This is a genomic window from Pseudomonas sp. Leaf127, assembly GCF_001423155.1.
Classification (GTDB): Bacteria; Pseudomonadota; Gammaproteobacteria; order Pseudomonadales; family Pseudomonadaceae; genus Aquipseudomonas; species Aquipseudomonas ovata.
Map to the genome: position 1 here is coordinate 126,479 of NZ_LMOA01000002.1, position 18,860 is coordinate 145,338.

Annotated in this window: 17 protein-coding genes; 9 read left to right on the forward strand and 8 right to left on the reverse strand. The window is 63.1% G+C overall.

From position 1 onward, the window contains the following. Window positions 1–38: 38 nt before the first annotated feature. Complete coding sequence (locus tag ASF84_RS04225) at window positions 39–1,316, reverse strand: putative porin (protein WP_056835568.1); 1,278 nt, start codon at window positions 1,314–1,316, stop codon at window positions 39–41. A gap of 281 nt (window positions 1,317–1,597) precedes the next feature. Between ASF84_RS04225 and ASF84_RS04230 the strand changes: the two genes are divergently transcribed. After that, entirely contained in the window at window positions 1,598–2,722 is a 1,125-nt protein-coding gene (locus tag ASF84_RS04230; RefSeq protein WP_056835570.1) for a GNAT family N-acetyltransferase, read from the forward strand. 981 nt (window positions 2,723–3,703) lie between these two features. Here ASF84_RS04230 and ASF84_RS04240 read toward each other — a convergent pair. From ASF84_RS04240 to ASF84_RS04255, 4 genes are all read right to left on the reverse strand, one after another. Beyond that, the gene (locus ASF84_RS04240; protein WP_056835574.1) at window positions 3,704–5,536 is read right to left on the reverse strand and encodes an ABC transporter ATP-binding protein; all 1,833 of its coding nucleotides are present in this window, start codon (window positions 5,534–5,536) and stop codon (window positions 3,704–3,706) included. Between the two features lie 79 nt (window positions 5,537–5,615). Then, complete coding sequence (locus ASF84_RS04245) at window positions 5,616–6,179, reverse strand: peptidylprolyl isomerase (RefSeq protein WP_056835576.1); 564 nt, start codon at window positions 6,177–6,179, stop codon at window positions 5,616–5,618. Between the two features lie 94 nt (window positions 6,180–6,273). Further along, window positions 6,274–7,065 carry an alpha/beta fold hydrolase gene (locus ASF84_RS04250; RefSeq protein ID WP_056835578.1) on the reverse strand — a complete coding sequence of 264 codons (792 nt, stop codon included), beginning with the start codon at window positions 7,063–7,065 and terminating at the stop codon, window positions 6,274–6,276. Window positions 7,066–7,079: 14 nt separating this feature from the next. Then, window positions 7,080–8,003, reverse strand: coding sequence for a LysR family transcriptional regulator (locus tag ASF84_RS04255; RefSeq protein WP_056835580.1), 924 nt, complete (start codon window positions 8,001–8,003; stop codon window positions 7,080–7,082). Between the two features lie 60 nt (window positions 8,004–8,063). Between ASF84_RS04255 and ASF84_RS04260 the strand changes: the two genes are divergently transcribed. From ASF84_RS04260 to ASF84_RS04270, 3 genes are all read left to right on the forward strand, one after another. Further along, complete coding sequence (locus tag ASF84_RS04260) at window positions 8,064–8,387, forward strand: hypothetical protein (protein ID WP_056835582.1); 324 nt, start codon at window positions 8,064–8,066, stop codon at window positions 8,385–8,387. A gap of 116 nt (window positions 8,388–8,503) precedes the next feature. Continuing rightward, entirely contained in the window at window positions 8,504–9,103 is a 600-nt protein-coding gene (locus ASF84_RS04265) for an FMN-dependent NADH-azoreductase (protein WP_056835584.1), read from the forward strand. 272 nt (window positions 9,104–9,375) lie between these two features. Beyond that, window positions 9,376–10,251, forward strand: coding sequence for a carboxylate/amino acid/amine transporter (locus ASF84_RS04270; protein WP_056835586.1), 876 nt, complete (start codon window positions 9,376–9,378; stop codon window positions 10,249–10,251). Window positions 10,252–10,275: 24 nt separating this feature from the next. On the opposite strand, the gene ASF84_RS04275 is transcribed toward ASF84_RS04270, so the two are convergent. Next, window positions 10,276–11,367, reverse strand: coding sequence for an NADH:flavin oxidoreductase/NADH oxidase (locus tag ASF84_RS04275; protein WP_056835588.1), 1,092 nt, complete (start codon window positions 11,365–11,367; stop codon window positions 10,276–10,278). A 79-nt stretch (window positions 11,368–11,446) separates the two neighbouring features. Between ASF84_RS04275 and ASF84_RS04280 the strand changes: the two genes are divergently transcribed. After that, a complete protein-coding gene (locus ASF84_RS04280; protein ID WP_082481318.1) occupies window positions 11,447–11,755 on the forward strand; it encodes an ArsR/SmtB family transcription factor in 309 nt (102 codons plus the stop codon). Between the two features lie 120 nt (window positions 11,756–11,875). Here the strand turns inward: ASF84_RS04280 and ASF84_RS04285 are convergent, their stop codons facing one another. Further along, complete coding sequence (locus tag ASF84_RS04285) at window positions 11,876–12,298, reverse strand: hypothetical protein (RefSeq protein WP_056835592.1); 423 nt, start codon at window positions 12,296–12,298, stop codon at window positions 11,876–11,878. Window positions 12,299–12,538: 240 nt separating this feature from the next. Here ASF84_RS04285 and ASF84_RS04290 point away from each other — a divergent pair, with 240 nt between their 5' ends. Together ASF84_RS04290 and ASF84_RS04295 are read left to right on the forward strand one after the other, a co-directional pair. Further along, entirely contained in the window at window positions 12,539–13,054 is a 516-nt protein-coding gene (locus ASF84_RS04290) for a hypothetical protein (protein WP_056835593.1), read from the forward strand. A 229-nt stretch (window positions 13,055–13,283) separates the two neighbouring features. Further along, window positions 13,284–13,730, forward strand: a complete 447-nt coding sequence (locus tag ASF84_RS04295; protein ID WP_056835595.1) for a hypothetical protein — start codon at window positions 13,284–13,286, stop codon at window positions 13,728–13,730. Window positions 13,731–13,833: 103 nt separating this feature from the next. On the opposite strand, the gene ASF84_RS04300 is transcribed toward ASF84_RS04295, so the two are convergent. Continuing rightward, window positions 13,834–15,174: a mechanosensitive ion channel family protein gene (locus ASF84_RS04300; protein ID WP_082481320.1), complete on the reverse strand. Its 1,341-nt coding sequence runs from the start codon at window positions 15,172–15,174 to the stop codon at window positions 13,834–13,836. A gap of 263 nt (window positions 15,175–15,437) precedes the next feature. On the opposite strand from ASF84_RS04300, the gene ggt reads away from it, so the two are divergent. Beyond that, window positions 15,438–17,207 (forward strand): gamma-glutamyltransferase, encoded by a 1,770-nt coding sequence (gene ggt / locus ASF84_RS04305; protein WP_236709363.1) that lies wholly within the window; start codon window positions 15,438–15,440, stop codon window positions 17,205–17,207. Between the two features lie 155 nt (window positions 17,208–17,362). Then, window positions 17,363–18,703: a DEAD/DEAH box helicase gene (locus tag ASF84_RS04310; protein WP_056835597.1), complete on the forward strand. Its 1,341-nt coding sequence runs from the start codon at window positions 17,363–17,365 to the stop codon at window positions 18,701–18,703. Window positions 18,704–18,860 lie beyond the last annotated feature (157 nt).

Here is an 18,860-nt window from a genome sequence, read left to right on the forward strand (position 1 = left end):
AGCGGACGCTGAACGGGTCAGCGTCCTTGTAGCGCAGTTTAGAACTTGACCTCGGCATCCAGTTGCAGGATGTCGACGTCCTTGTTGCGACCGGCACGGCTGGCGAAGTCGGCTTCGGCCATCAGGTAGGTCGCGCCCAGGGCGAAGTTCTTGTCGATTTCATAACCGACTTTGAACTTGTGGCCACGGGAACCGGTGGTGCCGTTGGCGAAGTCCGAATCGGTGAAGGCACCGACCACGGCGTTACGCTGCACGTCGCGGTAGTTGTAGTCCAGGCTGAACCCGAACGCCTTGGTCTTGGCACCGGCCAGCCAGGCGGTGTCGTGGCCGTCGGTGGACTCATCGTTGACCACGTACTGACCATAAAAGGCCAGTGGAACGGCCAGGCCGGTCAGGTCGATCTGGCCAAAACCTTCGTACAGGCGGAACTCGGTGGTGGTGTTGCCGTTGACCGACAGGGCGCAAGGGGTGGTGCTGGCGGTGGCGCCGCAGGTGCTGTCCTTGTCGTTATCGTAGCCGTAGACGCTACCGCCCAGGGTCACTTTCAGGTCATCGATCGGCGCAAAGCGGGCGCCCACCTGGCCGGCGTACAGGCGCAGGTCATTCTTGAATTCCACGCCGTTACCGTCGACGTTGTCCTTGAGCGTGTAGTGACCGGCGCTGGCGAACAGCTCGGTCTTGCCGGCCAGTGGCAGCTTGTAGGCCAGGGCCAGACCTTCCGGGTTGATGTCGCTGTCCCAGATCACGTCGCCCATGCTGACCCACGGCTGGTTCATCTTGCCGCCGATGAGCGACAGGCCCTTGATGGCGGTCGGGTGGTAGTCGATGTAGGCCAGGTCCAGCCAGATCGATTTCTTCGAAAAGTAGCCGTCCAGGTCCTGGTTGGTGGAGCGTGCGTCGTTGCCGCCACCGGTGGCGATACGGATGCCGCTGTCGACCTGCGGGTTGATTTCGGTGTAGGCACCCAGGCGTGCACGAACGCGCTGGCGATCCTTGTCACGGCCACCGTTGTCGGCTTCGCCGTCGATGTCGATGTTTTCCTGGCGGATACGCACATCGCCCTTGATCTGGGTCTTGGCTGCCCAGGCGACTTTTTTCTCGAAATCGCTCTGCGTCGACGACTTGGTGGCAGCGGCAGCTTGCTGCTCCTTGGCCAGGTCGGCTTGCAGTTCGGCATGTTGAGCTGTGCTGATCGAGCCGTTGGCCTTGAGCATGTCGAGCAGTTTGGCATCGACTGCGGCGCTGGCCGGTACGCTCATGGCCAGTGCGAAGCCGCCACACAGGGCTGCTGCAGTACGAATGGAAACAGGACGCATAATTCTCTCCAAGATGAGTACGCAGGTTCGTGTCGACCCGCTGAACATCCCTGACGGGATAACTGCAAGAGGGGTATGTAACCCCCGGTTCTAAAAACAGGCGCCAGTATTGCTGCCAGTCATTACAAAAAAGTGGCAATGTAGTGGCGTGTCCGTGACAATCCTGTTTCATCTTGAAGGCTCAAGAGGCTTGAGATAGAGCGGTCGGCCTATTGGGGTGGTGTATAAACCTGACTGATCGGTGATACTCGGGCCTGCCTGACCACCGGGGGAGAAGCTGAATGTCCGTGCAAGTCGTCGACAGCCTGAGCGCCGTGACAGCCGTCCAGTGGGACGCGCTGTTACCCGATGCCCAACCCTTTTTGCGCCATGCTTTTCTCAGCGCACTGGAAGACAGCGCCAGCCTGGGGCCGCGTTCGGGCTGGCGTGCCGAACATGTGCTGAATATCGAGCAGGGCGAGTTGATTGCCGCCTTGCCGGCGTACCGCAAGGGCCATTCGTATGGCGAATACGTGTTCGACCATGCCTGGGCCGATGCCTGTCGCCGGGCCGGCATTGCCTATTACCCCAAGCTGCTGGTGGCCGTGCCCTTCAGCCCGGTCAGCGGTGCGCGGGTGCTGGCGCACACCCCGGAGGCCGGCCTGGCGCTGCTGGAGGGTTTGCCGAACTACCTGCTCAGTCAGGGCCTGTCCAGCGCCCATGTGAACTTCACCGATTCGCACGCCGACGCCCTGCTGGCCGAACAGCCTGGCTGGCTGCAGCGCTATGGCTGCCAGTACCACTGGCATAACCGCGGTTACCGGGACTTCCAGGACTTTCTCGAGGCCTTGAGTTCGCGCAAGCGCAAGCAGATGCGCAAGGAGCGCGAGCAGGTGGCCGGGCAGGGCATCGAGTTCGATTGGCTCGACGGAGCGCAGATGAGTGAGGTGCTCTGGGATTTCGTCTATGCCTGCTACAGCAACACCTATGAAATTCGCGGCCAGGCGCCGTACCTGACCCGTGAGTTCTTCAGCTTGCTGGGCGAGCGCATGCCCGAGGCGATCCGCGTGGTCATTGCCCGCCAGGGCAGCCGCCCGGTGGCAATGGCTTTCAGCCTGGTGGGCGGCGGCAGTTTTTATGGGCGTTATTGGGGCTGCCTGGCCGAGTACGACCGGCTGCACTTCGAAACCTGTTTCTACCAGGGCATGGACTACGCCATCGCCCACGGCCTGCAACGCTTCGACGCCGGCGCCCAGGGTGAGCACAAGCTGATTCGCGGTTTCGAGCCCCAGATCACCCATTCCTGGCACTACCTGCTGCACCCGGGGCTCAAGGACGCCGTGGCGGACTTTCTCGAACAGGAGCGCGTGGGCGTGCTGGCCTATGCCGAAGAAGCGCGGGGGGCATTGCCGTATCGGCAGGCTTGACTTGTGGTCCGGCTCTGGCAAATGGGTACAGGCAGGAAGAGGTTTTGAAAAAGCTGGCAGGGATCGCTCTGGTTGCGGTCGGGATGACAGGCTGTGTCGCCGGGCATTATCAGCTCACGCTGTGCTTGACGCGGTCGAAGGCGAGAGCCAACTGCAAGACAGTTACTTCAATGGCTATTACTGGGCTTTCTACGATGGCGAGTGTACCGATACTGAGGAAACAGGCGTTCTAGGCGTTCGAACCGATGAGGAAACCAAACGCTTTTTGCTTGAACCGGATCGGCGCATATTCGTGGGGGACGATCACTTCGGGAAGCCTCAAAAAAACGGATGGACACCGCTCCAACGTTCTCTGCCTCAACATAGGAAGCTTCGTGCCTTCCCAAGGCGTCACCTATCAGATTCGCCAGAGGTTGGAGCCGGACACGTGCAGGGTGAGCATCACCGACACCCGCACAGGCGAAGCGCCTGAGAGCTTTCGCCGTGAGCCGATCACTCAGGGTTGCCAGTAATCACCAAGCAGGGGGCTGGCGCGTTCTCCTTCATACACAAAATAAGTTACTGATTTAACTGGATATAAAATTCATTTTGTAGGAGCGCGCTCGCCCGCGACCGAGTGCGCAGCGCTCGCAAAAGTCTGCGAAACGCCACAAATTTACGACTGCTGCGCAGCCGGTCGCCGGCAAGCGGGCTCCTACCTGGCCCCATGTTTGCTGCGCGACAGTGCTCCGCCTTGGGGTGGTGTCAGTGATACCGGGTGGGCTCTGCCGGAATGCCGGACCACCGCGACCGAGTGCGCAGCGCTCGCAAAATCTSSTAAACGCCACAATTTTACGACTGCTAACGCAGCCGGTCGCCGGCAAGCGGGCTCCTACAGGGCGTGAATTTTAAATCCTTTGAAATCAGTAAGTTATTTTGTGTTGATAGGCGCTGCTTCGGTGGCGAACAGCGCTCACGTAGCGTTGTAGCCATCGTGCCAAATCAATCCACCCCCACAAAACCGCCGGTCTGGTGCTGCCACAGCCGTGCATACAGCCCGCCGTGGGCCAGCAGTTCGCTGTGGCTGCCCATTTCGACGATGCGGCCTTTGTCCAGCACCACCAGCCGGTCCATGCGCGCGATGGTCGACAGGCGGTGGGCGATGGCGATCACGGTCTTGCCTTGCATGAGGGTCTCCAGGCTTTCCTGAATCGCGGCCTCGACCTCCGAGTCCAGCGCCGAGGTGGCCTCGTCCATGATCAGGATCGGCGCATCCTTGAGCAGCACCCGGGTGATCGCGATGCGCTGGCGCTGGCCGCCCGACAGCTTGACCCCGCGCTCGCCGACATGCGCATCGAAGCCGGTGCGACCCTCGGCGTCCGACAACAGCGGGATGAACTCATCGGCCTTGGCACGGTGCACCGCCTCCCACAGCTGCGCCTCGCTGGCGCCGGGGTTGCCATACAGCAGGTTGTCACGGATCGAGCGGTGCAGCAGCGAGGTGTCCTGGGTGATCATGCCGATCTGCGCGCGCAGGCTTTCCTGGGTGACGCCAGACACATCCTGGCCGTCGATCAGGATGCGCCCGCCCTGTACGTCGTACAGGCGCAGCAGCAGGTTGACCAGGGTCGACTTGCCGGCACCGGACGGGCCGATCAGGCCGATCTTCTCGCCGGGGCGAATGTCGAGGTCCAGGTGCTGGATGATGCCCCGGTCATTGCCGTAGTGAAAATTCACCTTGTCGAACGTCACGCCGCCCTGGGTGATGGCCAGTGCCTGGGCGTCGGGCCGGTCGGTGACCGCCACTGGCTGGGCGATGCTCTGCAGGCCGTCCTGCACGGTGCCGATGTTTTCGAAGATACCGTTGACCACCCACATGATCCAGCCCGACATGTTGACGATGCGGATCACCAGGCCCGTGGCCAGGGCAATGGCACCCATCGAAATCAGCGACTGGGTCCACAGCCACAGCGCAAGGCCCGTGGTGCCGACGATCAGCAGGCCGTTCATGCTGGTGACCACCACATCCATGGCCGTCACCACACGCCCGGCCAGTTGGGTCTTCTCGGTCTGCTCGGTGATGGCCTCGCGGGCGTACTGCTGTTCATGGTTGGTATGAGCGAACAGCTTGAGGGTGATGATGTTGGTGTAGCCGTCGACGATCCTGCCCATCAGCCGCGAGCGCGCATCGGAGGCGTCCACCGAGCGTTGCTTGACCCGTGGCACGAAGTACATGAGCGTCAGGATATAGGCACCGATCCACGCCACCAGCGGGATCACCAGCCGCCAGTCGGCCTCGGCGAACAGCACCAGGGCGCTGACCGAATAGATCAGCACATGCCACAGGGCATCCATCGCCTGTACGGCCGACTCACGCAGCGAATTGCCGGTCTGCATGATGCGCTGGGCAATGCGCCCGGCAAAATCGCTCTGGAAAAAGTTGAGGCTCTGCTTGAGCACATAGCGGTGGCTCTGCCAGCGAATCAGGCTGGTCATGCCGGGGGCGATGGTCTGGTGCACCAGCAGGTCGTGCAGGCCGACGAAGATCGGGCGCAGCAGCAGGGTGACCACCACCATCCAGATCAGCTCGGTTTTATGCGTGCTGAAAAACTCGGCCGGCGGGGTGACTTGCGCCAGGTCGATGATGCGGCTCAGGTAGCTGAACAGCGCGACCTCGATCAGCGCCACGATCAGGCCGACCACCATCAAGGTCACAAAGCAGGGCCACACCTGGCGCAGGTAATGCAGATAGAAGGGCAGGACCCGATTGGGCGGTGCAGCACCGGGCGCGTCGCGGAAAATGTCGATCAACCGCTCGAAACGACGAAAAAGCATGCGTATGACGCTCTTGCAGGGGGTGGGAAAGGTTCCCGTCGGCCAGCCCGGCGAAGGCCGCAGGGCTGGCCGGCCCCGATCAGTCCACGCGTTTGGCGGACTTGATCAGGATCGGGTCGACAGGCACGTTCTGCATGCCTTTCTGGGTCTTGGTGCTGGCATTGACGATCTGGTCGACCACGTCCATGCCCTTGGTCACCTTGCCGAACACGGCGTAACCGTAGTCACGCACGCCGTTGTCGAGCATGGCGTTGTCGTTGGTGTTGATGAAGAACTGGCTGGTGGCTGAGTTCACCGCCGAGGTGCGGGCCATGGCAATGGTGCCGCGCACGTTCTTCAGGCCGTTGGCGGCTTCGTTCTTGATCGCATCCTTGGTGGGCTTCTGGTCCATGTTCTGGGTAAAGCCGCCGCCCTGGACCATGAAGCCCGGGATCACGCGGTGGAAGATCGTGTTCTTGTAGAACCCGCTGTCGACATAGCCGAGAAAGTTCTGGGTGCTGATCGGCGCCTTGTCATCGGCCAGTTCCAGTTCGATCTGGCCGAAGCTGGTGTCGAGCACGACATGCGTGCCCTTGGCAGGCTCGGCGGCCATCAGGTGGGCCGAGAACAACAGGGTGCTGGCAAGGGCGAGGGTCTTGAACATGGGGCAGTGAATCCTTCAGTGGTGGTATCGACTGGCCGGCAAGCAAATCACGTTTGGCCCGGCTTGCCCAGCCCGATGCAGTCGACGGGATGTGTCAGACCCTGTGTGCGGCGATGAATTCAAGTACGGTGCGGTTGAAGGCTTCGGGCTGGTCGAGCGGGGTGGCATGCCGGGAGTGGTCGATGACCACCAGGCGCGCATCAGACATCAGTTTCACGTAGGCCTGCTTGACCGCCACCGGGGTGTAGTCGCGGTCGGCACTGATCACCAGCACCGGGCAGGTGATGCGTGACAGCCGCTCCTGCACGCTCCAGCCGACAATGGCATCGAAACTGGCGAGGTACGCGCGTTTGTCATTACGCGCCCAGCGCTCGGCGATCTTGCGCCGCAGGTCGGCCTGCCCGGGTTGCGGAAACAATAATTTGCCCAGGGCCTGCCCCAGGGTCTGCATGCTCATGACCCGGGCCAGGCTCCAGCGCTTGAACCATTGCCACACATCGTTGGCGCCACGCACCTTGACCTGCGGCCCGCTGTTGACGATGCACAGGCTCTTGAGCAGGTGCGGTTGATCGACCGCCAGTTGAAAGCCGACCATGGCGCCCATCGACAGGCCGACCAGGTGCACCGGTCCCAGGTGCAGGTGGTCGATCAGCGCTTCGACATCGGCGCTGAACATCCGCATGCTGTAGCGCTCGCGCGGTTTGTCCGAGCGGCCATGGCCGCGCAGGTCCAGGGTGATGACCCGGTAGCCGGCGGCCCTGAACGCCGGGACCTGGTATTCCCAATCCAGGCCGCTGGAGCCCAGACCGTGCAGCAGCAACAGCGGGGCGCCCTGGCCATAGTCTTCGTAGTGCAGCGAACAGCCGTCATGTTCGAAAAAAGCCATGCGTCCATCTCCTGTCAGGCTTGCGGTGGTGCCGCAAACGGCGCGGCCAGCGGCGCGGTGTCGAAGGTGCGGATCAGTTCGATCAGGATCTGCGTCGCCGGACCCAGTGGTTTGTCCTTGCTGGAGTAAAGATAGAAGGTCGGGCTGCGGGTGCCGCCTTTATCGAGCGGCAAGGGCTTGAGCACCCCTTCACGCAGCTCGCGTTCGATCATGTGCCGGGGTAGCCAGGCAAAGCCCAGGCCGCTGCTGACGAAGGTGGCGGCAGTGCCCAGGCTGCCCACGGTCCAGCGCTGCTCGGCGCCCAGCCAGCCGACATCCTTGGGTTGCTGGCGGCCCGAATCGCGGATCACCACCTGCAACTGCGACTCCAGGTCCTGGAAGGTCAGTTCGCGGTTGGCCTGATGCAGGGCATGCTCGGGGTGGGCCACGGCGACGAACTCCACCGGGCTCATTTCCGTGCCCAGGTGCCCGGCAATGCTGAAACTGCTGATCGCCAGGTCGGCCACGCCTTCAAGCAGCACTTCCTCGACGCCGGACAGCACCTCCTCGCGCAGGCGTACCCGGCAACCACGGCTCTGCGGCATGAAAGCGGTCAGCGCACGGACAATGCGCGCCGTAGGGTAGGCGGCGTCCACCACCAGGCGCACCTCGGCCTCCCAGCCCTGTTCCATGTAATGGGCCAGGTCTTCGAGCTGGCTGGCCTGCTTGACCAGTTGCCGCGAGCGGCGCAGCAACACCCCGCCGGCGTCGGTGAGCACCGCCTTGCGACCGTCGATGCGCAACAGCGGCACGCCGAGTTGCTCCTGCATGCGCGCCACGGTGTAGCTCACCGATGACTGCGAGCGGTGCATGGCTTCGGCGGCCTGGGCAAAACCACCGTGGTCGACCACCGCTTGCAGGGTGCGCCATTGATCGAGGGTGACACGGGGGGCTTTCATCGACGCAATCTCCGGGAGTGTCTATCGTCCAGTTCAGACATCTCGCCTGGAGACTGCCCGATGAACCGATTCTGTTGTATATGGCTGGCGCTGTTGCCGGTCACCGCCCTGGCGTACCCGATCGAGGTGCAGAAAAGCACACCGGGTGTGCAGATCGACTACACCCGCCACGCCACCTTTGACGACACCGGTACGATCACCCTGAACAACTACGGCCAGGTCGATGCGCGCTGCACGGTGCAATTCAATAACGGCCCGGAAGCGCCACGCACCCGACGGGTGCAGGTCAAGGCCGGGCAAAGCGTGAACGTGGTGTCAAAGTTTTCCCGCAGCATCATCAAGCTGCGGGTCAGGCTGGACTGTGAGCCGGCTGCAGAAGGGTAGATCAATAGAACGGATTGTTCGATAGGTTTGAGCCGGTTTTTAAGCTTTTTTATCGATCAATCCCTGCTTAAGATCCACTCCATCAACTCGACACTTATGCAAATGGAGCCCTTCACATGTCCCGTGTACTGATCATCGAAAGCAGCGCCCGCCAACAGGATTCGGTGTCCCGCCAGCTGACCCGGCAGTTCATCGAGCAGTGGAAGGCCAGCCATCCAGCCGACGCCATCACCGTGCGCGACCTGGCCGTTAACCCGGTTCCGCACCTGGACGCCACCCTGCTGGGCGGCTGGATGAAGCCTGAGGATCAACGCAGCGACACTGAACAGGCCGCCCTGGAGCGCTCCAATGTACTGACCGACGAACTGCTGGCCGCCGACGTCGTGGTCCTGGCCGCACCCATGTACAACTTCGCCATCCCCAGCACCCTCAAGGCCTGGCTGGACCATGTGCTGCGGGCCGGCGTGACCTTCAAATACGGCGAGACCGGCCCGCAAGGCCTGCTGACCGACAAGCGCGCCTTTGTCCTTACCGCCCGCGGCGGCCTGTACACCGGCAGCAGCCTGGACCACCAGGAACCCTACCTGCGTCAGGTGCTGGGGTTCGTCGGCATCCATGACGTCACCTTCATCCATGCCGAAGGCCTGAACATGGGCGGCGAGTTCAGCGAAAAAGGCCTGAGCCAGGCCCTGGCCCGCGTGGCCGAAGTGGCGTGATGAATCCCTGATTGACCGCAACGACTTCCCTTTGGTACCTGTGCTCCTGGGTACGTGGCCCGATCGACCCCAGTGATGGTGGTTGCTCGGGCTTTTTCTTTTGAGGGGGGCTGCAGGTCTGGTTAGGCTTGATGGGCTTCAGCCGGGAATGGCGTTGTGCCCTTCGCGGTTGGAACCTCTCCCACAGGTCAGCAGGCCAAGGCCGAGGCGAGGTTTCATGGACAGCCTGTTGCCCAGCCGCTAAGGTCGCGTCCGTTCATCCGGGGGCAATCATGATCTATCTACTTATCGTCACGCTGATCCAGGCGTTTTCCTTCAGCCTGATCGGCGTCTACCTGGCCGGGCATGTCGACAGCTACATTGCCGTGCTGATCCGCGTGCTGCTGGCCGGGCTGGTGTTCATTCCGCTGACGCGCTGGCGCCAGGTGGAACCCGGTTTCATGCGCGGCATGCTGCTGATCGGCGCCTTGCAGTTTGGCATCACCTACGTGTGCCTGTACCTGAGCTTCCGGGTGCTGACGGTGCCGGAGGTGCTGCTGTTCACCATCCTGACGCCGCTGCACGTGACCCTGATCGAAGACGCGATGAATCGTCGCTTCAATCCCTGGGCATTACTGGCGGCGGCGGTGGCGGTGCTGGGGGCGGGGGTGATTCGCTACGACGGGCTGGACGGCGATTACCTGGGCGGCTTTTTGCTGCTGCAACTGGCCAACTTCACCTATGCGGCCGGGCAGGTGCTGTACAAGCATCTGGTAGCACGCTACCCCAGCGACCTGCCGCATTACCGGCGTTTCGGCTATTTCTATCTCGGGGCGTTGGCGGTGGTGCTGCCGGCGTGCCTGGCGTTCGGCAACTTCAGTCACCTGCCGGCTGCACCCCAGCAATGGTTGGTGCTGGTGTTTCTGGGCCTGTGTTCCACCGCGCTGGGGATGTATTGGTGGAACAAGGGCGCGTGCCTGGTGCACGGCGGCACCCTGGCGGTGATGAACAACCTGCATGTGCCGCTGGGGCTGCTGGTGAACCTGTTGATCTGGAACGGCCACGAGGACTACACCCGGCTGTTGATCGGCGGCACCGTCATTGTTGCGTCGGTGTGGATCAGCCGTCTGGGGATGCGCCGCGCGCCAGTGGCGTCGCGGCTGTCCTGATCAGGCAGGCGAGGGCAGACGCACTCAGCGATAGCGTTCCAGCCAGTGCGCGTAAGGCGCCGGCAGGGTCCAGGAGGCTTTGTCGACACCCAGCTCCTTGGCCGCAAAGTAGGCCCAGTGCGGGTCGGCCAGGTGCGCCCGGCCTACCGACACCAGGTCGAGCTGGCCGGCCTGCACGGCTTCATTGGCCAGTTGCGGCGTACCGAAGCCCCAGGCCGAGGTCACCGCAATACCGGCTTCACGACGTACTCGCTCGGCCACCGGGCCCATGAACGCAGGACCCCACGGGATGTTGGTTTCAGCGATGGTGAAACCGACGCTGACACTGAGCAGGTCCAGGCCGCCGGCCTTGAAGCGCCGCGCCAGTTCAATGGACTCGGCAAGGGTCTGCTCGTCACGGCCATCGTATTCGATGACGCCGAAACGGGCGGTCAGCGGCAGGTTTTCCGGCCAGACTTCACGCACGGCGGCCAGGGTTTCCAGCAGGAAACGACTGCGGTTGTCGAAGCTGCCGCCGTAGGCATCCGTGCGCTGGTTGCTGTGCTCAGAGAAAAAGCTTTGTCCCAGGTAACCGTGGGCGAAGTGCAGCTCGATCCATTCAAAACCCACGTCGCGGGCGCGACGGGCGGCATCGACGAAGTCCTGCTTGACCTGGGCGATGTCGTCCAGGGTCATGGCGCGCGGCACCTTCGGCAGGTGGTGGCCGAAAGCGATGGCCGAAGGGGCAATGGTCTGCCAGCCGCGTGGATCGGTGTCGGCAATATGATCATCGCCTTCCCAAGGGCGATGGGCGCTGGCCTTGCGGCCGGCGTGAGCAATCTGGATGCCCGGCACCGAGCCGGCCGCCTTGATGGCCTTGACCGCCGGGATGAACGCCTGGGCCTGCGCGTCGGTCCAGATGCCAGCGCAACCGGGAGTGATGCGGCCTTCAGGCGCCACGGCTGTCGCTTCCACGACCACCAGGCCTGCGCCACCGCGGGCCATGCTGGCCAGGTGCACATGGTGCCAATCATTGACCACGCCTTCTTCAGCGCTGTACTGGCACATCGGCGGAATGGCGATGCGATTGCGCAAGGTCACGTCTTTGAGCTTGAAGGGTTCGAATAATGCGGACATGCAAAAACTCCGGGAGGCGGGTTGGTTCTGTTGTTCGATAGTATTCGAAATATGGCGAAGATTGAACCCCCCCGTTATCATGTCGCCCATGAGAACCTTCAAACACCCCGCCATTCAGGACTTTGTCCTCGAACGCCTGCTCTACGCCCTGAGCGATCCAGTGCGCATGGACATCGTTCGCCACCTCGCCCGTGTCGACGAAGCCAGCTGTGGCGAACTGGACGGCGGCCGGCCCAAATCCAGCATGTCGCATCATTTCCGGGTATTGCGTGATGCCGGCCTGGTGCACACGCGCAATATCGGCACCACGCACATGAATTCATTGCGCAAGGCTGAGTTGAGCGAGCGGTTTCCGGGGTTGCTGGAGGCAATTCTGCGGCAGAAGTGAACAGCGGGATATTTCATCGAGGCGCGTGTGCGAAATGCTCTGGACAGTGAGGTCAAGGTGATGCCGGCCCAAGGCCGGTTGGCATCACCTTGCGTGCGACGTGGGATGTTGCGCCTGTAATCAGCCCCCGCCGGCCGAACCACCGCCGCCGGCACCGCCTGCGCCGCCACCCGAACCTGCGCCGCCGCCGGAGCCACCACCGCCCGCAGCACCGCCGCTGGCCCCGCCGGCCCCGCCATTGGGTGCACCACCGGCACCGGTCGCGCCACCGGGACCTGCCTTGCCGGCATCGGTCGCGTTGCCCGCGCCGGTCCCGGTGCTGTTGCTGCCACTGCTGGTGCCGTCGGTGTTGCCGCCATTATCGGTGGTCGAGCCGGGGTTGAGTGTGCCCTGCGAGCCAGTGCTCGGGCTGTCCATGCTGCCTGAAGACCCGGTGCCCGTACCGGTGCCAGTGCCGTTCATGTCAGTGGCAGCAAAGCTCATCGGGGTAAAAACGCCCAGGCATAACACCAGGGCCAGTTGTTGAGGACGAATCATTTTCATGGTGAACCTCCTTTTGTTATCACCTAGGATTCGGCCACCCTGTGTCCGTGGGGTGCCATGCGCACGACGAATGGTCGTGAAATGCCTGGGTCGTTCTCGCGCATTGCTCGCACAGGTATGCGTCAATGCCGTACGGAACCCGCCTGAGCACTGGAACCCATCCGCGCACGCAGACGCCATCACCCGCTGTGGGATATCACCTTTCATCCAGCAAGGAGCAGGACCATCAAATTCAAGACTGTGCTGTGCGTTGCCGTCTGCTCGATCGCGGGGCTGTTCCTGTCCGGCTGCATCAATGAAATCCGGCTGGCCCATCAGCAGGCCATCGATCCGGTGCAGGTCACCTTCCGGGTGGTAGACCAGCAGGGCCGGCCCATTCCCGGCACCGTGGCCAAGGTGATCCAGCAACTGGACGTGGGCACCGAGCTGTTCTGCCTGAGCCTGCCGGGCGCAAGAGGCTGCACCAAATACAAGAATATTCATATCTTCAAGGGCAAGGTCGGTGACAACGGCGAACAGAGCGTGACCGTCGAATACGCCAGTCCCTTGATCATCCGCGTGGCCACTGCCTGTCGCGACAACAGCCCCAAATCGAACCGGCAGTATTTTCATCGCGTGGTTTCGCGAGAGGATTTTTCCAGAGGGCAGGTCCTGATCCTGGGCTATGGCCAGGACCCGGACAAGGAAACGTCCGTGACCAGCATGCCGTGTCATTTCCAGGAAACGCCGCTGCAGGAGTGGGACGACTTTTTCTGATGGCCAGGCGTCCGAGTGAGCTTGCCAGCAAGCCCGGCCGGGTTTCGCAAACGCTTTGCCTGAGCAAAAGGTGACAGGCGCCGGAACCAACCCCCGCGTGCGCACTCCATCACACCCTCAAGGACAGCACTTTCAGACCATCAGGAGTCAGGCCATCAAACTCAAAGCCATGGTGTACACCGTTGCCTGTGCAACAGTAGGGTTGTCCCTGTCAGGGTGCATCGGTGAAATGAGGGAGGCCCGCCGGCAAGCCATCGAACCCCTCGATATCACCCTGCGCGTCGTGGACGACGACGGCCGGCCGATTCCCGGCACCGTGGCCCAGGTGACCCAGAACCTTAACGTGGGCGAGCGGTTTTTCTGCATCAGCCTGATGGGTGGAAACTGTGCGAAGTACAAGCGCATCAATATTTTCAAAGGCGAAGTCGGCGACGATGGCGAACAGACCTTCAAGGTCGGTTACAGCAGCAACCTGACCCTGGTGGTGGCCAAGTCGTGCCCTGACCCGGCAGGGCACCGTGAGTATTTCATTCGCCATGTGAAGTCGGAGGAATTCTCCAGGGAGCCGGTGGTGATCATGAAACGTGGCTGGAATCCGTCCAAAGGCATGTATGTCAGCGACTTGCCGTGCGCAACCACCACGCCGCCCTTGAGACACTGGAGCAGTGCTTACTGAGGCACACTGCCCGGATGACGCTTGAGACCGCAATCCAGACGTTCCGCTTCAGGATCTGTGGCACCTGACTCCCGCGCGCCTGGCCAATCCGTTTTTTGCGGATTCAAGCATTACGCACCAGGTGCGGCGCCTCGGCTGCCGGTTCTGCCCCCACCGCCGGTCCCGGCAACGCCAGCGCACCCGCCGCCGGTTCGCGCCCGGCCAGGCCCTGGCGCATGTCGGCGCCGCTGGGTTGTTGATACAGGCTCAGGCCGAACTCCGGCAGCACCGCCAGCAGGTAGTCGAAGATATCGCCCTGGATCCGCTCATAATCGGCCCACACGATGGTGCGGCTGAAGCAGTAGATTTCCAGCGGCACGCCGTGTTCGGTGGCAGCCATCTGGCGGACCATGCAGGTCATGTCCTGGTGCACTTCGGGGTGGTTTTTCAGGTAGGCCAGGGCATAGGCGCGGAAGGTGCCGATGTTGGTCATGCGCCGGCGGTTGGCCGACAGGGTCGAGACATTGCCCTGGGCGTGGTTCCAGGCCTTGAGCTCGGCCTGCTTGCGTGCCATGTAGTCGGTGAGCAGGCGCACGCCGGAGAATTTCTCTTCCTCTTCATCATCGAGAAAGCGAATGCCGCTGGTGTCGATGAACAGGCTGCGCTTGATGCGCCGTCCGCCCGATTGCTGCATGCCGCGGTAGTTGCGAAACGACTCGGACATCAGGCGCCAGGTCGGGATCGAGACGATGGTCTTGTCGAAGTTCTGCACCTTGACGGTGTGCAGGGTAATGTCGACTACATCGCCGTCGGCCCCTACCTGCGGCACCTCGATCCAGTCGCCGACGCGCAGCATGTCGTTGCTGGTCAGTTGCACGCTGGCCACGAACGACAGCAGGGTGTCCTTGTAGACCAACAGGATCACCGCCGACATGGCACCCAGACCCGACAGCAACAGCAGCGGCGAGCGGTCGATCAGGGTGGCGATGATGATGATCGTGGCGAAGATATACAGAATCATCTTGGCCAGTTGCACATAGCCCTTGATCGAGCGGGTGCGGGCATGCACGGTGCGGGCGTAGATGTCCAGCAGGGCATTGAGCGACGCGCCGATGGCCAGGGTCATGAACAGGATGGTGAACGCCAGGGCGATATTGCCGATCACGTTCCTGCCGGCAGCGCTCAACCCCGGCACCAGCACCAGGCCGAACTGGATCACCAGCGACGGCATCATCTGCGCCAGGCGATGGAAGACCTTGTTGTGGCGCAGGTCGGCAATCCATTGCAGTGCCGGTTTGCGGCCCAGTGCCTTCATGCTGTAGATCAGCATGAACCGCGCCAGGCGCCCCACCAGCAAGGCGGTGATCAACAGCAGGGCCAGCGACAGGCCGGTGTGGATCAAGGGGTGCTTGTCGAGCATGTCCCACAAGGATTGCAGGCGCAGCGTCAGGGTTTGAATCTCCATTGCGGCCACAGGGCTCCGATCAGGAAAGAGGGTGAGGATTAGAACATTCCTGGTGCTGCGATGACAGGCGCGGGCCCACGGTGTCATGTAACTGTCATGGATGCGGCAAGGCGCCGGCTTGGTCTTTTGCAATGGACTGGGTAGGGTGGGCTTGCGCCCGTCTGGATGATCCACGTCGGCGCTGCCGCCCAGGCAGCCGCTGTCACTGCATTAGGAACTGTATGTTGTTCACTGTTCGGCTTGCCCGTGTTTTCGCACCGCTGATGGCGATAGTGACCTTGCCCTGCGCCCTGGCGGATGACCACAGCCCCGACGCCTTGCCCTTGCCGCCTGAAATCGCCACCGGCTACCGGCCGGGCATGACGGCCGTGCAGGCCTCGAAACACATGGCCGCCGCTGCCAACCCGCTGGCCACTGCCGCCGGCCAGCAGATGCTGCGCGCTGGCGGCAGCGCCATTGATGCGGCGGTGGCCATGCAGGCGGTGCTGACTCTGGTCGAGCCGCAATCGAGCGGCATTGGCGGCGGTGCGTTCCTGATGTACTGGGACGGCCAGCGGGTGCAAGCCTTCGACGGCCGGGAAACCGCCCCCGCCGGCGCGGATGAAAACCTGTTCCTGAAGGCCGATGGCACGCCCATGGCGTTCAACCCGGCGCGCATCGGCGGGCGCTCGGTGGGCGTGCCCGGTGTGTTGCGAGCCTTGAAACTGGCGCATGAGCAACACGGCAAGCTGCCCTGGCGCGATCTGTTCGAGCCGGCCATCCGCCTGAGCCGGGAAGGGTTTGCGCTGTCGCCGCGCTTGCAGGCGCAAGTGGCCGCCAGCGACTTCATCAAGGACTCACCCGAGATGGCACGCTACTTTCTCGACGCCGACGGCACCGCCAAACCGGTGGGCAGCCTGCTGCAGAACCCGGCCCTGGCCGACACCTTAGAGACCATCGCCAACGACGGTCCGCAGGCGTTCTATGGCGGGGCGCTGGCCCAGGCCATCGTCGACAAGGTCAACCATCATCGCAATCCGGGCTCGCTGAGCCTTGCCGACCTTGCGTCCTATAAGGCCAAAGAGCGCACCCCGGTGTGCGCCGACTACAAGCGCTGGAAGGTCTGCGGCATGCCGCCGCCGTCTTCGGGGGGCGTGGCGGTGTTGCAGACGCTGGGGATGCTGGAGGCCTTGCAGCGCCAGTCGCCACAGCTTGATCTGGCCGCCATGGCGCCGACTGCCAGCCAGTCGCCGGCCGGTCAAGCGCCTGCCGTCGAGGCGGTGCACCTGCTGGCCGAGGCGCAGCGCCTGGCGTTTGCCGACCGCACCCTGTACCTGGCCGACAGCGATTTCGTGCCGGTCAACGTACAAGGGCTGCTGGACCCCGGCTACCTGGCCGCACGTGCGGCGTTGATCAGCCCGCACAGCATGGGCCGCGCCCAGGCAGGCATACCGCCGGGCCCGAAGGTGGCGCTGGCAGCGGACCGCTCGCCCTTGCGGACCTCGACCTCGCACCTGACGGCGGTCGATGACCAGGGCGGTGCCATTGCCATGACCACCTCGGTGGAAGCCAGCTTCGGGTCGCACCTCATGGTCAATGGCTTTTTGCTGAACAACCAGTTGACCGATTTCTCGTTCATCCCGCGTGAAGACGGCAAGCCGGTGGCCAATCGCGTGCAGCCCGGCAAGCGCCCGCTGTCGTCGATGGCGCCGACGCTGGTGTTCGACAGGGCCAGCGGCGAACTGTTGGCCACGGTCGGCTCGCCCGGCGGCTCGCAGATCATCGAATACGTCAACAAGACCCTGATCGCCCTGCTGGACTGGCAGCTTGACCCGCAGGCCGCCGTCAACCTGCCCAACTTCGGCAGCCGCAATGCCGGCACCGAAGTGGAGGCCGGCCTGGTCGGCGCGGACGTGATCAGGCAATTGAAGGCGCGTGGTCATGAGATCAGGCCGCTGACCATGACCAGCGGCACCCAAGTGATCCTGCGCACGGCCAATGGCTGGACAGGCGCGGCCGACCCGCGCCGGGAGGGCAGTGCCGCGGGCGATTGAGCCCTGGCCGCGGTTGAAATCCTGGTCGTTTCATGGCCTGCCGGACAGCGGGCCCGGCAATAAAATCCGCCTGCGGCGTTAAAGACGCTCGGTTCCGAGGCGCGAAACCGTTACGATACGCGACTGTATTTTTGTATTCCGTCGAGGTAGCACCCGTGTTTTCCGAATTAGCCCTGCACGAACGCCTGCTCAAAGCTGTGGCCGAGTTGAAGTTTGTCGAGCCTACGCCTGTGCAGGCAGCGGCCATTCCCCTGGCCTTGCAAGGGCACGATCTGCGGGTGACGGCGCAGACCGGCAGCGGCAAGACCGCCGCGTTCGTGCTGCCGATCCTCAATCGCCTGATCGGGCCTGCCCGTGTGCGGGTCGACATTCGTGCGCTGATCCTGCTGCCGACCCGTGAGCTGGCCCAGCAGACCCTCAAGGAAGTCGAGCGCTTCTCGCAGTTCACCTTCGTCAAGGCCGGCCTGATCACCGGCGGTGAAGACTTCAAGGTCCAGGCCGCCATGCTGCGCAAGGTGCCGGACATCCTGATCGGCACGCCGGGGCGCATGCTCGAACACCTCAATGCCGGCAACCTGGACCTGAAACTGGTCGAAGTGCTGGTGCTCGACGAAGCCGACCGCATGCTCGACATGGGCTTTGCCGAAGACGTCGAGCGCCTGTCGCAGGAATGCGCCCAGCGCCAGCAGACCCTGCTGTTCTCGGCCACCACCGGCGGCGCCGGCCTGCGTGAAATGGCGCAGAAAGTGCTCAAGGACCCGCAGCACCTGCAGCTCAACCGCGTCAGCGAACTGGCCACCGGTACGCGCCAGCAGATCGTCACCGCCGACCATAACGTGCACAAGGAGCAGATCATCAACTGGCTGGTCGCCAACGAGACCTACCAGAAGGCGATCATTTTCACCAACACCAAGGCCATGGCCGACCGCCTGTACGGACGCCTGATCGCGCAGGACCTCAAGGCCTTCGTGCTGCACGGCGACAAGGACCAGAAGGACCGCAAGGCCTCCATCGAGCGTTTCAAGCAGGGCGGGGCCAAGATCCTGGTGGCCACCGACGTTGCAGCCCGTGGCCTGGACATCGATGGCCTGGACCTGGTGATCAACTTCGACATGCCACGCAGCGGCGACGACTACGTGCACCGCATCGGCCGTACCGGTCGTGCCGGTGGCGAAGGCCTGGCCATCTCGCTGATCTGCCACGGCGACTGGAACCTGATGTCGAGCATTGAGCGCTACCTCAAGCAGACCTTCGAGCGCCGCGTCATCAAGGAAGTCAAAGGCACCTACGGCGGACCCAAGAAGGTCAAGGCCTCGGGCAAGGCCGTGGGCGTCAAGAAGAAAAAAACCGATGCCAAGGGCGACAAGAAAAAGACCACCGCCAAGGGCCCGAACAAGCGCAAGACGGTCAACCGTCCAAAGCCTGATTCGCTGGTCAGCGAAGACGGCATGGCCCCGCTGAAAAAGCGCAAGTCGCCGGCCCCTGCTGCCGAGTGATGCCTTGAACGGGCAGGGGGCGCTGCACTGACGGCGGCCCCTGCCACACACTTTCCCCGCTGTTCGCCGACACCCTGTCCATTGCCATCCGGCAACCCGCCTGAACGCCTCGCACTGCCTTGGGTCACACCCATGAGGCCACCTTTGACTGCGCGTC